This is a genomic window from Pseudobacter ginsenosidimutans (assembly GCF_007970185.1).
Classification (GTDB): Bacteria; Bacteroidota; Bacteroidia; order Chitinophagales; family Chitinophagaceae; genus Pseudobacter; species Pseudobacter ginsenosidimutans.
Map to the genome: position 1 here is coordinate 3015518 of NZ_CP042431.1, position 15652 is coordinate 3031169.

The window sequence follows — 15652 nt, forward strand, 5'->3', positions numbered from 1 at the left end:
ACATGAAAACAATCTTGCGGATATCAAGAGCAGAGCTGCGCAACCTTTTCTATTCTCCCGTTGCCTGGTTCCTTGCTGTGGTGTTTATGGTTCAATGTGCATTTTTTTATAATAGAATTGTGTATGCATGGGCCAGGATGCAGGAACTGGGAATGAAAACAGCCAAATTCAAAGGCTTTGATCTTTCCCTCACCAAGTCAATGTTCCTGAATCCGGACGGAATGTTCGTGAATGCCATGAGCAATCTTTATTTATTCATTCCTCTGCTTACGATGGGCCTGTTGAGCCGCGAGGTGAATAGTGGAAGTATTAAATTACTGTATTCATCTCCCATCAAAACAAGACAGATAGTATTCGGAAAATACCTGGCTATGATGGTGTTCAACCTGGTGCTGATAACTATCATTGGCTTCTTTATGGTGTCTGCCGGTTTCAATATCAAGTCTGTGGATTATGGCCTGTTGATTGCTGCTTCTATCGGGTTCTACCTGCTGGTATGTGCGTATGCGGCTATTGGTCTGTTCATGTCGAGCCTCACTAATTACCAGATCGTTTCTGCAATAGGAACATTTATTATTGTGCTGGTGCTGAGCCGTATTGGCGGGCTTTGGCAGAAATTCGATTTTGTAAGGGACCTCACTTATTTCCTTTCGATATCCGGAAGGGCAGAGAAAATGTTGTATGGCCTGATCACTACCAAAGACCTGTTCTATTTTTTTGCAGTGATCTGCATGTTCCTGGGATTCACACTGCTTAAATTAAGGTCTGTGAGGGAAGTGAAACCCTGGTATATAAAAGCAGCCAGATACTCCGGTATTACTGTAGTGGTGCTGCTTTTGGGATATATTACTTCGCGTCCTGCATTGATCGGCTACTGGGATACAACAGATTCCCAGGCAAATACCATCCATCCCAGGGTACAGAAAATAGTGAAAGGACTTGGTAAGGAACCGCTGGAAGTAACGTTGTACACAAACCTGATGGGGAAAAATGGATCCCTGGGTCTGCCTGAGAACAGGAATAATTACCTGTCGGAGTTATGGGAATACTATGTAAGGTTCAAGCCTGATATTGAATTCAAATATGAATATTACTACGATGCCAAACCTGATCATTACCTGTTCAGGGCATTTCCCGGAAAGAATATTCATGAAATAGCAAAGGAGCTTGCGAAGTCGATGGACCTGAACCTGTCACACTTCAGAACGCCGGAGCAGATGAAACAGATCATCGATCTGGAAGATGAGGATTATGGCCTGGTGATGCAGCTGAAATACAAGGGAAGGACTACTTTCCTGCGAACCTTTACAGATAATCCCTGGCCGGGTGAAGAGCATGTGGCCGCTGCAATGGCGAGACTGCAATTCCCTAAAATGCCAACCATACTATTCACAACAGGCAACCTGGAGCGTGATCCGAACATTATGGGTGAGCGTGGATACTCCATCAGCACCACAGCGAAACCGCAGCGGGTTTCTCTGATCAATAATGGGATCGATATCGATACCATCAACCTGGAATACAAGGACATTCCTTATGACTCAATGAATATCGCGGCGCTGGTACTGGCTGATCCAAAAACCGAATTGAGTGAAACTGTAAAAAAGAAAATACAGGATTATATCGGTAAGGGAGGGAATTTCATGGTCCTTGGTGAGCCGCGCAAGGAAGATATCGTGAACCCTGTATTGAAGCCATTGGGTGTTCAGTTTGAAAAAGGAGTGATGGTGCAGCTTTCCAAACACAATGCGCCGGATATGATCATTCCTTTTCTTACCAATACAGCAACAGATCTGGCAGAAGAAGTCATGTTGCTGAAGCTGAAGAGTAAACAGTTCGATAGCCTTTTCATCAGATCCGAGACTGTCCTTCCCGTTACCACCCTGGATAGTTCAGCCTTCACCGTTAAACCAATAACGATAGCAATGCCTGATGTATGGTTGAAAAAAGGTGTTTTGGTAAGGGATTCTGTTCCGCCGGTTTATACAGCTACTGAGGGAGATTTCAAAAATGACGCTTTTCATACAACGGTTGGGCTTACACGAAAGATCAATAACAAAGAACAAAGGATAATCGTGGCCGGTGATGCTGATTTTATCAGTAACAAATTCCTGGGAGGCGATTATTTCGGCAGGGCGCTCTATAGTTGGTTGGATAATAACGAATACCCCGTTTACTCGCCAAGACCCATTTACAAGGATAACCTTTTCCTGATCACCCCGGAAACAGCTGACCTGCTGATTACCATCAATACGTGGATCATCCCTGCTATCCTGGCTATCATAGGAACTGTTATCATCATCCGAAGAAAAAGAAAATAAGATGCGCCTTCAAACAGACGAACAAACCATCGAAGATCTCAGGATCTTCAGCAAGAAAGATAGTCCGGGCATTTATGATATTTACAATCAAACCCATACCCGTGGCGGAGAGGCAGCATTGCAGGAAATGTTCCGTCATCCGTTGGGAAGCAGGGAGCTCATCAATAAACGCAGTTCAGTGATTGAGCAGTTTGCCGGATCGGGCGCCCGCTTTCCCTACAGCGCTTCCTTATTCGATATGGCGGAGAAATACCTGGCACATGCAGGTGAACAGGAAACGCGATCTCCGAATGGAGCAGCATTCGGAGAAAAGGAAATTCATAACGGCGTAGGAGCAGTGATTGAGCTGATCAGGGGCACCCATTCTTTTCTCTTTTCAAAAGAGCTGGGGACAGTGAAGGATTATTCAGATGAGAAGGGAGAAATATTGATGCTGCTGACTGATCCTGCTTTTGAACCGGCACTGAAGGATCATTCCAAAGGGAAGTTGTCTTACGCGACTGTAACCGCTTTCGATACTTTGTTCAGGGTGCGGGAGTATGCGAAGATCAAAAAACTGCTGGGTTATATTTTCCGTCTCGATGTATACCTCTCAGTTGCGGAGGTGGCCAATAAAAGAAATTTCGTTTTCCCGAAAGCACATGAAAAAGGGAATTATGAACTGGAGATAACCGGCCTCTATCACCCTGAATTGAAAAACCCGGTAAGCAATGATATCAGTTTGAATGCAGTTTCTCCTGTGTTGTTTTTGACCGGGGCGAATATGGCGGGGAAATCCACATTCCTCAGATCACTGAGTACGGCTGTGTATATCGCGCATATGGGATTCCCCGTGGCGGCAAGGTCGATGCAATTCCCGGTAATGGATGGGATTTACACCACAATCAATCTTCCGGATAACCTGGGCATTGGCGCGAGCCATTTTTACGCGGAGGTTTTGCGTGTAAAGAAGATGGCGGAGGAGCTGCATTCCGGAAAGTGTTTGTTCATCATATTCGATGAGCTGTTCCGGGGCACCAATGTGAAAGATGCACATGAGGCTACAGTGACCGTTACCAACGGTTTTTCGCAAAAAAGAAACAGTTTGTTCGTGATCTCTTCTCATATTGTAGAGGCCGGTGAGCAACTGATGCAGAATCCGAAGATCGGGGTCCGGTACCTGCCAACACGCATGAACGGCCATACACCCGAATACACCTACAAACTGGAAAATGGAATAACAGAAGACAGGCATGGCATGATCATCATCAACAATGAGGGAATCCTGGAAATATTGAAAAATGGAATGAAAAAGAAAGCGAAGCACGTTCTTTCAAACACTAAACATTCACTGGCATGAGTTTCAAGATAGACAAGCAAACCCTGGAAGAGCTGAACCTGTTGGGTAAATTCAGGCAGGGATCCGTATACCATTTGTTCAATAAGGTGAAAACGAGAGGTGGAGAGAAGCTGCTGGATGATATGTTCCATCATCCCCTGCTGGATGAAAATGCCATTAATAACAGAACAGCCGTGTTCCGGTTCTTCCAGGATCAGCAATTCAGTTTCCCATTTGATGTGATGCAGATAAACCTGATGCGGGAATATCTGGACGCTGGCGGGAAAAAAAATGAGGCGATGGTGCTGATCGATATCATGTTTAAAAAGTTATTGTCCGGTCTCACCAGGGATGAGCGATTCAGGAAGATCGTACAGGGATTGCAGGCCACCATCGTTACCCTGAAAAAATGTGCAGCAATTGCAGAAACGATGCAAACAAAGAATGGTGTATTTGAAAACAGGGTGCAGGCGGTAAGAGCTGTGTTGCGCGGGAAGCAGTTGGATAGCCTCCTCAATACTGATATTTACCAAAACCTTCCACTGCAAAAGATCGCCCACTTTGATTACCTGCTCAAGAATGAGCTGGCGAAGGCCATGCAGGAGATCATGGAATTCATATATGAGCTGGATGTGAATATTGCCGTGGGTAGTGTTGCAGCCGCACGTGGGTTCACCTATGCGAGGGCGCTGCCTGCTGCGCGGGATGTCCTTTCTGCAAGCGATCTCAGGCATCCCTGTTTGGAATCTGCTATCGGGAACGATATCCTGATGAGTGAAACAAAGAATGTGATCTTTTTGACAGGGGCGAATATGGCGGGCAAATCAACCCTGATGAAAAGCATCGGTATCCTCATGTACCTGGCGCATATGGGTTTCCCGCTTGCGGCAAAGGATACTGAGTTTTCTGTAAGGGAAGGAATGTATACGAGTATCAATGTGGCGGATAATATCGGACTGGGCTATAGTCATTTTTATGCAGAAGTGGTAAGAGTGAAGCAGGCTGCTGAAGCGGCGGCATCCGGAAGCAGGTTGCTGTTGATGTTTGATGAATTGTTCAAGGGAACGAATGTAAAAGATGCATACGATGGAACGCTTTCTGTTACCCAGGCATTTTCCGGCTATACCGATTGTTTGTTTGTGGTGTCTACCCATATTATTGAAGTGGGTGAAGCCCTCCGGGAAAATGATAATATCCGGTTTGCCTTTATGCCAACAGTAATGGAAGGTGCACGGCCGAGATATACGTACAGGTTACAGGAGGGGATAACAGAAGACAGGCAGGGAATGATGATCATCAGGAATGAAGGGATCCTGGAATTATTGAAATAGTATAATAGAATTATTTCTGATTGGTACAATTACTCTAAGCAATGGACTGCCCGGTTATTCCGGGCAGTTCTTTTTTTCTTCCCTCCCGGATTTTCTGTAATTTTTCCCTCCGATTCGCTACAAACTATTCACAACTCAACTAAATCAACACATATGGGCCTGTTTGACTTCATCAAGAACGAATTTATTGAGGTAATCGAATGGGTAGACGATACCCCGGATACCGTCATCTATAAATTCCCCGACAAAGGCAATAAGATCAATAACGGGGCCCAGCTCACCGTGCGCGAGTCACAGGTGGTGGTGCTGATGAATGAAGGGGAATTTGGCGATGTATACATTCCCGGAAGGCATGAGCTTACCACCAAGAACATGCCCATCATCACTACGCTGAAATCCTGGAAGTATTTATTCGATTCACCTTTCAAGGTTGATATATACTATGTAAATACCAAGCAATTCACCAACCTGAAATGGGGCACTTCCAACCCCGTGATCGTCAGGGATAAGGAATTCGGACAGGTGCGCCTGCGTTCATTCGGATCCTATGCCGTGCGGGTGATCGATCCCAAAAAGTTCATCAAAGAATTTGCAGGCACCAATCCCTGGGTGCGTATCGATATAGTAAATGAACAGCTGAGGAATATCATCGTCAGCAAACTTTCCGAGGGTTTGGCTGAAGCCAATATTTCGATCCTGGACCTGGCAGCCAATTTCACAGAAATAGGAGAGAAGCTGAAACCCGTGTTCCAAAAGGAATTCGACGTATGGGGTATTGAACTTGGACAATTCTACATCGAGAATGTTTCGCTACCCGAAGAAGTGGAAAAGATGCTGGACAAAACCACACAGCTCAACATGCTCAACAATAAGTTGAACCAGTTCAACCAAATGCAGGGTGGTATTGCTATCGAGAACCTGGCCAATAACCCCGGCGCTGCAGGAACGGCAGGTATCGGTGCAGGTGTGGTGCTCACCAATCTGCTGCAACAGGCACAGCAACCCAATGCAGGAGGCAACACAGCAGGCAATGAAGCCCAGGATAAACAGAAACTTCTCGATCTCCTGAAACAACTCGGGGAACTGAAAACCCAGGGCATCATTACAGAAGAAGAGTTCAATCAAAAGAAAGCCGAGATATTAGGTAAGCTCTAACCAACATGGAACTGACATCTACCGCACCCCTGCTATTATTTCCTTGTCCTGGTTGTAATTCGCAGTTGTACTTCAATCCTCAGAACCAGCAACTGGTATGCGAACATTGCGGTACAAAAGTGGACATTGAAAAGTCCACCAACCTGATCAAAGAAAACAGTCTGAAGGAACAACTGAATGGTGGTTCAGATGCTGCTGCCATCACCATTGAGCAGCAGGTGTACAAATGCAACCGTTGCGGATCGCAATCGGTATTCACCACCGAAACGCCGGTTTTCGTGTGCAGCTTCTGCAATTATGAGGCTGTGAACCCGGTAGCATATAAGACACGGATCATCCAGCCTTCGGGGATGATACCATTCATCGTAGATCAGCAGCAATCCATTTCGATCTTCAAAACTTGGCTGGGCAAGGGATGGTTCGCTCCTGGCGACCTTAAAGAATTTGCCAGGCAGGACGCGCTGCACGGTATCTATCTTCCCTTCTGGACCTACGATGCACAAACGCATAGCCAGTGGAGCGGCTATGGAGGACGCTATTACTACGTTACGGAATACTATACAGACGGAAATGGGAAGCGCCAGTCCAGGCAGGTGCGGCATACGCAGTGGATCTACCGCGAAGGAACATACGATCATTTCTTTGATGATATCCTGATTGGCGGCGCCAATGAATTATCTCAGGATGAATATGAAAGTATATTTCCCTACAACCTGCAGGAGCTGGTGAATTTCGATCCTCGTTATATGTCTGGCTGGAAAGCAGATGTGTATGATATTACTGTGCATGACGGTTATGATAAAGCCGAGGCTATCATGACTGAATGGATCCATGAAGCTTGTGCAGATCAATGCCGGATCGATACCTACAAAGGATTGCAGGTAAATACCGAATATGCTGATCAAACCTACAAACATATTCTCCTTCCACTCTGGATCTGCTCTTACATGTACAAAAAGAAAACCTATCACTTCCTGGTGAACGGTCAAACAGGAAAGATCCACGGAAAGAAACCTGTTTCAGCACTAAAAGTGACGTTGGTTGTGATTTTGGTGTTGCTGCTTATTGTGGCGATCGTAATGCTGTTCCAGAATAGCTGATCAACCTGTTAATCAAATCAAAGAATCACTCCTGGCTCTGCCCTGAACAATCTGGGGCTTTTTCCTGTATGTTTTTTGAAAAAAAGATTGAAATACTGGGGATAACTGAAGCCGAGACTGTTCCCGATCTCAGTAATATTCCAGTCGCTGTTCTGGAGGAGGTCAATGGCTTCGCTCACTAATTTGTCTGCAATCAGTTCCGAAGTGGATTTGCCTGTTGCTTCCTTCAGGCAATGGTTAAGGTGATTCACATGGGTATGCAGTTTCAGCGCAAAGTCGTTCGGCGTTTTGAGCCGGATACTGTTCTTGGGAGAATCGATGGGGAACTGGTTATTGAGCAGGTCTATGAATTCATTCACCAGTCTTTCGCTTTTGAGAGGCTTTTGGAGCGGCGACCTGGCCGCCTGAATTTTGAGTGTATTGTAAATGATGAGTTTCAGGATACTCCGGATGATCTCGTGCCTGTATGCAGAATGTTCCGCAAACTCGCTCTCCATCAGCCTGAACAGGTTTTTGAATTGTTCGTATTGTTCAGGTTCGAGGAAGAGGAATGAATAGATGCTGTCGCGAAACCTTTGCTTGAGTTTACGCAATTCCTTTTTTAGTTCTGCATTCAGGTAGCCGTCGTTGAAAAGACAAACATATCCTTCCTGTTTACCGGAGAGGTTCTTCCAGCCGAATTCGATTTCCGGATCATTGAAGAAGATGGCCGGCCGGTCGATGGGCACTTCTCCTTTATCTGTTACCAGTACGGCATTGCCGCCTGCGATGGAGATCTTATAGTAGTCCCTTCTGCTGAAAGGGATGGTGGCCATGCAGTTCTTGCGCTGCAATACGTTGAAATGACTGGCTCTTCCCTGCGATGCCAGCAGGTCTTCCGGGATTTCCCGGTTGGTGCTGGTATAATACTGTATGATCGATTCTCTCTCTACCATACACCAAATTTAATAAATTCAAAGAAAATGGAAATTACCGGACCAGCAGTACCATGCCACGCGTATTCACAGGTCCGCAGATGGTCCGGGCCCGGATGAGATAAGCATAAGCGCCTGCAGGCTGCATTTGTCCATTGAAGCGACCATCCCAGCAGATGGAAGGATTGTTGGTGCTGAACAGTTTTTGTCCCCAGCGGTTGAAGATGGCAAACTCTTCCACTTTTGCATCTCCCCACCTTGCAATACCGAAGCAATCATTCTTACCATCACCATCAGGCGAAAAAGCATTGGGCACAACAAAGCGGGGAATACCTGTCTGAGAAACATTCAGGCGAACAAAGGCGCTGGATTCACAGCCGTACTGGTTGGTGCCGGTCACCTGGTAATTGGTGGACTCGGAAATGGCAGCTACAGGATTGGCTTTGGCAGGATCATTCAGTCCTGTAGCAGGCAGCCATGTATAAGCCACGCCTCCGGTGGCGATTAGCGTTGCCGTAGGTTTATTGCAGTCGATATCATTGGATTTACCGGCTTGTATGAAAGGCAGTGGGTTTACGGTAATATCTAGATTGATGGTTGAATCGAAGCCGCAGGTATTGTCCTGTATATGCACGGAATACGTAGTGTTGATATTGGGGCTGGCAACGGGCGAAGCTTTTGAAGGATCATCAATGAAACTGGATGGCGTCCAGGTGTATTGGTCTCCTCCGCTGGCATTCAGGGTAGTGGTTTTGCCGAGACAGATATACCTGTTGCTGGAAGATGCAGCAAATTCCGGGTAGGGGAGGATGTCTACTTCTACGGAATCTATCTTTTTACAGGTATAGATATCCGTTACTTCCACTTTGAATTTCATCTTTTCCAAGCCCACCTGTACAAGTGGTTGATCGCTGTTGATATTACTTACATTGGCCGATGGCGTCCAGTTGTAACTAACGCCTCCGCTCACACGGAGGGGGAAATTGGCGAAACGGCAGACGGTGGTGTCCGGTGTTTTGGTGATATTGATCTCCGGGTGCAGATCGATCACCACTTTGTCCTGTGCCGTGCAGCCAAGGGCTGTTTTTCCGGTAACAGTATATTCGGTGAGTGTAGTGGGAGTTGCTGTGGGTGATTGAATGGCTGCATTGCTGAGGGAGGCAGTGGGCGTCCAGCTATATTCGGCAGCACCAGTGGCGTTTAATTGGATATTGTCACCGGGACAGATGGTGGCGTCGGCGCTGGCAGTGACCACCGGGGTTTCCACATTCACCCTGATCATATCTCTTTTGATAAGCACTTCGCCAAACGAAATATCATCCAGCGCAAAATCATTTCCTGTATTCTGCAGGTTTTGGTTCACAATGGAAATGGTGGCGGTGGTATTGTTGCCGGAATTCCAGGTGGCATAGAACTGTGTCCAGTTGCAGGTTGTAGCCGGTGCGCTGATGAGGTTGCCCAGCGTTAATCCATTAATGGAAAATTGTAACAGTGCCGGGTTGACATTTGTTACACTGGTAATCCAGGTGGAGAAAGCATAATTGGTATTGGGCGTTACAGTGATGGTTTGTTGCCATACTACCATATTCAGAACGGGAGATCCGTTCATTACCATCATATTGCCTGTGCCGGAGGTATGATCCCCGCAGGAGATAAAACCGGGATGCCAGTTGGTGGGATTATTTCCTACCCAGTACAGTCCTTCCGGAAAGCCGTTGGTGGCGTAACTGTATTGGGAGGTGAAGCCGGTATTTCCTGCACTGAAATCTCCATTATTGATAAGGTTGTTGCCTACCACTTTTGCATTGAGGTAATAGATCATATCTGAAACTGGTGTGGCTACAGGATTGAGCGTTCGTGGATTGTCGAGGTCTGTGGATGGACTCCAGCAGAAATCGATAGCGGGTATTGTTTTCAGTTTGAGGCTGGCCCCGATGCAGATGGTTGTGTCATTGGTGGTGATAAGGTTGTCATTGGTAACGAGTACACGGATCACTTTGGTGATCACTTCGTCGCAGGTGCCGTTGAAGGCGGTGAGCGTTATGGTATACGTGCCGAAAGCGTTGTATACATGGTTCACGGACTGACCAGTGCCAGTATTGCCATCGCCAAAATCCCAGCGGGCATTGCTGACGTTGGCGCCAAGGGCCGAGAAGCTGAGCTCATAGGGGTTACAGATGTTTTGAGAGAAACCGAAATCCACTTGTTTATGATATTCAACAAAGAAAGTATCTGTTACTTTGCAACCAAACCTATCGATATCCACCCAATATTTTCCGGGAGCCGTTACATCTATTTCCTGTATGGTTTCACCTGTATTCCATAAATATTTTGCATGTGTGGTGGGAGTGCCAATGCGAACAGTTCCGTTAAGGCAAATCGGAAATAATTTATTGGGGTTTTGGATGGGGGCAGGCATCACCACTACCTGCCTGCAGATGGATGCCTGGGTGGAGAGGCCTTCATTTACGGTAAGATTGATATTGTAAGTGCCGGGAGTATTGTATTTGATGGGAGGAGGGGTGTGAGCAGAAGAGCTTTGCATGCTGGCATTATTGCATCCGGCGAATCGCAGCCTGGTAATGGAATTGCTTGTAACGTTAGTCACAAATGCAAAGAGATCTTCGTTCACACGGAACAGCCGGGAGATCGAGTGGGCGAAACTCAGGTTGCCTATATTTCCAAGATTTGTTCCGGTGGGTGGTTGACCGAATCCGCTGGAAAAGTCCAGTCTGCTGATGGAAGGGAAATTTGGATGTCCATTTGCAATGAATGCTACAGTTTGCTCACAATTTTGAACAATGGTCAGGTCTCGCGGGTGTTTCAGCGCATTGCCCGGGTTGCCCAGGTTGACTCCTGATGGTGTGTTGAGGAGAGAGCTCCCGAAATCAAGCCTGCTGATCGTATAATTGGCATTGGGGTTATGATAAAAATCATCTCCTCCATTGGTAACAAAAACGCGCCAGAATCCATTATCGTTTACAGCGTAGATGCCTGTTGGAAATTCTAGATTACCTACGTTGCCGAGGTCAGTAGCGGTGGGGATATTATCGAAGCTGTTGGAGAATTCATACCTGATTACTTTGTTCTGGAGAGTGCTGATACCAAGCCCGTACCAGTTGTTGCCTTCTTTGAAAACATGCAGATCACAGGTTTGATCGAGGTTGCCTATATTTCCCCAATTGGTGGCAACAGGAGCAGGATTGTTGAGGGCCGATCCAAATTCGATCTTCAATATCCTGGGTGTAGGGCCTCCCACATATCCTCCAATGATGATCGCATACCATTTACCTTCATTGAACACCAGTTGTATTCCTTCTGCGCCCTGAGGTGTGGGTATGACTCCTCCGAAATTTCCCATGTCGATGGTAGCAGGTGTATTCAACAGGCTATTCCCGAAATCATGCCGTATCAGTCTCCCATTTCCGAAGTTCACTGAGAAACCATACCAGTTACCATTATACTGTGCATAATCCATGAATACTGGCATGTTCAGATTGCCCCCGATATTACCGAGATTGGTGCCGATAGGAGCCTGCTTCAGATCTGCTACACAAAAATTCCAGAAATAAGTTTGAGCGCCAACAGTGGCATTGGTGATATTGAGACTGTTGTTGACACAGATGGTGTCCGGAACCGCGAAGGAAGGTGTTACCGTAGGTTGGGCATAGCTTGCGCTTCCAACAAAAAACAGGATCAGGCACCAGATAGAAATTCTACAGGATGAAAACATGGGCGTTAATGAATACAAGAATTTGAGTATACCGGGGCTGGTAATGTAATTCTGAAAGATAATGATAAAAAATAAGCCTGTCAATTACGACAGGCTTTTCTCCACATGTATTTCCTTTTAATGATCTTAGGGCATAAGCACTATCCTGCCCGTTACTGATCTGCTTTTCAGCAGGTCCTGCGCTTCAGCAGCCGCAGACAACGGAAAGGAACTGGTCTTTTGCCGGATGCTGCCCTGCATAATTTTCTGAAAGATCTCCTTTGCCCATTGTTGTTTTTGCTTCATGGAAGCAGCATAAATAGTGGCGCCGGTTACAGAATTGGATTTCCAGATCAGGTCCTGCGCATTGATAGTAGTGGGAACTCCTGAGCTGCTGCCAAATACCACCATTTTACCACCGGGAGCCAGCTGATGAATCAAAGAGGCGCCGATGGGCCCGCCTACAGCATCGAGGACCAGGTCAACTCCTTTTCGGGCTGTGATCTCCTGCAATACAGAAGCCCATTGGTCATCCTGAAAGCTAATGGCATGGGTAGCGCCCATCGATCTTATATATTCCATTTTTTTATTATTGCCGGTCATGCCAATGATCAATGGAATGCCTCTTGACTTCGCCAGCTGAACTACCATCGATCCAATACCTCCTGCTGCAGCTGTGATAAGCAGGGATTGGTAACCGTTAGTTTGCTCCAGCAGATGACAGGCGGTCAGTGCCTGGAAGATCAATGCCTGTTCTGAGGGAATCTCGTCCGGCACAGGGAAAACCTGGCTAACCTGTAACAGCGCATATGCAGCATATCCGTGTTGGGCAACACCGGATACTTTTTGTCCGGGTTTCAAATCATGTACATCATTGCCCACTGATTCGATAATGCCGGTAACCTCCGCGCCCGCAATGGCAGGCAGCGGTCCGATGGGATAAACTCCTTCCCGAACAAGTATGTCGGCATAATTGATGCCGATGGCTGTAACGCGGACCATTACTTCCTGTCCGGAAGGAATGGGTGTTTCGGTTTCGCGGAGACGCAGCACGGTACTGTCTCCATGTTGAGTGATGAAGATGGCTTTCATTATTCGGTCTTGTATTTTGATAGGTCCAAAATTGAAAGCATTTTCTGATATTACTGCTATGGGTTACCTTCAGGTAAGTAAAACTGCATGTATGCCATTGATAAAAATTGAAGGGAGGGCTTGCCGGGAAGCAGGTCTTGCCATTCGCGATACATTGGACCTCTTAGGTGGAAAATGGAAAGTGTGCATCCTGCAAATGCTCTCCGGAGGACCGTTGCGTTTTACAGAGTTACTGACCATCATTCAGCCGATCAACGCCAAAGTGCTGACAAAAGAATTGAACGAGCTGGAACAACACCAGCTGATCGTAAGAAATCCCTGCAATACCAAGCCAGCCACCGTGCAATACACTCTTGCGCCTCATGCCGAAAATATCAGGGGCGTGCTGGATGCTTTATTGCAGTTCGGGATCCTTCACCGCGAAAAGATCAGGGCCGGGTTCACTATAAAATAATACTCTATTTTTTTCGGTTCCCCCTTATTGTGAGCCGGTGTAGTATGAGTTCTACAGGAATATAGAAATCGTACTACGTGATATATATATGTTTTGAACGTATTTGCTGAAGATTAGCAGCATTCCGGCACAGGGTGTCAAAATTTTCCCTTTTTACATAAGGTTGTAATCCGCAGATCCTATGCTGGCAACGATTGTTACTGTTTGCCGGAGTTGATGGTTGTATTGATACGGCCAACATTCAATGTCTTATATCCTTTAAAAAATATATAAAATCCCAAATGACAAAACTCTACCTACCAAAAGGTCTGGTGCTGTTATGGAAGCACAGACTACTATTAGTTCCATTTCTTTTTACATTGTTTTTTTCAACTCAATCTCACGGACAGGCGTATGTGAATTACAGCCGGGTATTTACGAGCGCTGGTACCGATAATGTATCTGGCTTGATTACCGATGATGCCGGGAATAGCTATTTGATTGCATCCTTCGCCAGTGTTCCCACTTCTTTTACGCCAACGATTCCCGGAACGCCTAACGCCACCGGGAATAAGCCAATGCTGTTTAAGTTTTCTGTGAATGGTGGTCTTGTGTGGAGCCGTTACCTGACAACTTCCACAGGGCAACCGATGGGTTTATCGAAAATAGTTTACGATAATGGTAAGTTGTTTGGTATTTCGTCTACCACTATAACCAATTTGCCTACCACTAATGGCAGTACGTTTAACGGAGGAACATCCGACGTTATATTTACTTCAATAGATGCAAACACCGGAGCAACTCAAACACTGGCATATCTTGGCGGATCCGGACAAGATCAGTCGGGGTTGGATATTGTTGCCGAAAACGGTTTTGCCTATCTTCTGTTTGTTACCAACTCTCCTGATATTCCGGTTACAACAGGGCCTGCCTTCAATGTTCAATATGATCTTGCTATCACTAAACTGACAGCAAGTGGTTCTACGGTTTACAGCACTTACGTGGGTAATGTAGCCAGTATAGCAGCTCCCGCATCAAATAATAGTCTGGCCGTCCATAATGGAATCGTTGCCATGGCCACAATTGTAAATGCTACCAATAATTTTCCTGTTACTACCGGGAACGGGTATGTTGGTGGTAATGATTATGCGGTTGTTAAGCTTAATGCCGATGGTACTGCAGCGTTCAAAACAATAATAGGTGGAGGGCTTAATGAAGAATCTCCAACTGTTATTGTGAACAATAATGAAGTTTACCTGGCGGGTACATCATTGTCAACAAACTACCCCACTACTGATGGTACCAGCGCTGCCGGTTCAGTCAGGAATCATGTGGTCACCAAATTCAATAGTGCAGGTGCGCTGGTATACAGTTCGGTAATAGCTGGTATCAGTACCGATGCCCAGGTTTCACCAATGAAGTTGAATAACGGTTCTCTTTTTTTCCACGGTTCTGAATTCAATGCAATTCCAGTGGTGAATGTGACCGATGGTTCATCTGGCGGTAGTTATCTTGTGCGTGTAAATCCTGCCAACGGACAAAAAATATTTGCTCTCCGCTATGGGGGCATCAGATCTGTTACTAACCGCCCCGGTTTAGGATTTGATGTGATGGATGGCCGTGCCGTTTGTATGACCTCCACGATGAACATCACTACCAATACCACCACTGACGGTACTACCAGGGCCAGTAATTATGCCAACTACCTGGCTGTGTACTCTCCTGAAGGTAAACTGGTGTATGGTACTTACAGGCTTACCGGCACCGCTCTGAATAATGAGCAAACATTCCTGGCTGCTTCCAATAACAGGATCTATACGGCTGGTGTAAATAATGCAAGTAGTATAGCTCATATTCCGGTTTCTGAACCTATCCTTGGATCTCCAAACGGAGCAGAAGTTCAAACCGTAAGTTTTGTATTATGCCCACCACTGCCAACACAAAATGATATTACTCCTCTGAGTCAGTCCATTTGTGGTGGTGGATTTACTCAGGCGATTACTGGTAATAAAGTGTCTCTGCCTTCTTCGGCAATGCCTATGCTAACCAGGGGGGAGTAAATATTCCTCAGCCCGAGGTTAATGCAAGGTATCAATGGCAAACTGCTACTTCTGCTTCCGGTCCCTGGACAAATATTGCCGGAGCAACAGGAACACTTAAAGATTACTCTCCACCTTCGTTAGCTGAAACCCGCTACTATCGCAGACTTGTTCTGCCTGCTGCAGGTTGTGGCGAAACGCCCATCAGCACTTCTGCTGTTGCTGAAGTGGTGGTAG

The 15652-nt window shown here is 46.3% G+C and carries 10 protein-coding genes; 7 read left to right on the top strand and 3 right to left on the bottom strand.

Features of this window, described 5'->3' with window-relative positions:
* Positions 1–2 precede the first annotated feature (2 nt).
* From FSB84_RS12245 to FSB84_RS12265, 5 genes are all read left to right on the top strand, one after another.
* Positions 3–2321 carry a Gldg family protein gene (locus FSB84_RS12245; protein ID WP_130541205.1) on the top strand — a complete coding sequence of 773 codons (2319 nt, stop codon included), beginning with the start codon at positions 3–5 and terminating at the stop codon, positions 2319–2321.
* A 1-nt stretch (position 2322) separates the two neighbouring features.
* Positions 2323–3660: a MutS-related protein gene (locus FSB84_RS12250; protein ID WP_130541204.1), complete on the top strand. Its 1338-nt coding sequence runs from the start codon at positions 2323–2325 to the stop codon at positions 3658–3660.
* The gene (locus tag FSB84_RS12255; protein WP_130541202.1) at positions 3657–4970 is read left to right on the top strand and encodes a MutS-related protein; all 1314 of its coding nucleotides are present in this window, start codon (positions 3657–3659) and stop codon (positions 4968–4970) included. The genes FSB84_RS12250 and FSB84_RS12255 overlap by 4 nt, the downstream gene beginning before the upstream one ends.
* Before the next feature lie 153 nt (positions 4971–5123).
* Entirely contained in the window at positions 5124–6125 is a 1002-nt protein-coding gene (locus FSB84_RS12260) for an SPFH domain-containing protein (RefSeq protein WP_130541201.1), read from the top strand.
* Between the two features lie 5 nt (positions 6126–6130).
* Positions 6131–7225, top strand: coding sequence for a hypothetical protein (locus tag FSB84_RS12265; RefSeq protein WP_130541199.1), 1095 nt, complete (start codon positions 6131–6133; stop codon positions 7223–7225).
* Positions 7226–7242: 17 nt separating this feature from the next.
* Here the strand turns inward: FSB84_RS12265 and FSB84_RS12270 are convergent, their stop codons facing one another.
* From FSB84_RS12270 to FSB84_RS12280, 3 genes are all read right to left on the bottom strand, one after another.
* The gene (locus tag FSB84_RS12270) at positions 7243–8160 is read right to left on the bottom strand and encodes a helix-turn-helix domain-containing protein (RefSeq protein ID WP_130541198.1); all 918 of its coding nucleotides are present in this window, start codon (positions 8158–8160) and stop codon (positions 7243–7245) included.
* 34 nt (positions 8161–8194) lie between these two features.
* Positions 8195–11872: a PKD domain-containing protein gene (locus FSB84_RS12275; RefSeq protein WP_130541196.1), complete on the bottom strand. Its 3678-nt coding sequence runs from the start codon at positions 11870–11872 to the stop codon at positions 8195–8197.
* Positions 11873–11998: 126 nt separating this feature from the next.
* Positions 11999–12943 carry a quinone oxidoreductase family protein gene (locus FSB84_RS12280; RefSeq protein WP_130541195.1) on the bottom strand — a complete coding sequence of 315 codons (945 nt, stop codon included), beginning with the start codon at positions 12941–12943 and terminating at the stop codon, positions 11999–12001.
* Positions 12944–13034: 91 nt separating this feature from the next.
* Between FSB84_RS12280 and FSB84_RS12285 the strand changes: the two genes are divergently transcribed.
* Both FSB84_RS12285 and FSB84_RS12290 read left to right on the top strand, forming a co-directional pair.
* Positions 13035–13397, top strand: coding sequence for a winged helix-turn-helix transcriptional regulator (locus FSB84_RS12285; RefSeq protein WP_158643874.1), 363 nt, complete (start codon positions 13035–13037; stop codon positions 13395–13397).
* A gap of 281 nt (positions 13398–13678) precedes the next feature.
* Positions 13679–15436, top strand: coding sequence for an autotransporter outer membrane beta-barrel domain-containing protein (locus tag FSB84_RS12290; RefSeq protein WP_147122149.1), 1758 nt, complete (start codon positions 13679–13681; stop codon positions 15434–15436).
* The last annotated feature ends 216 nt before the right edge of the window (positions 15437–15652 follow it).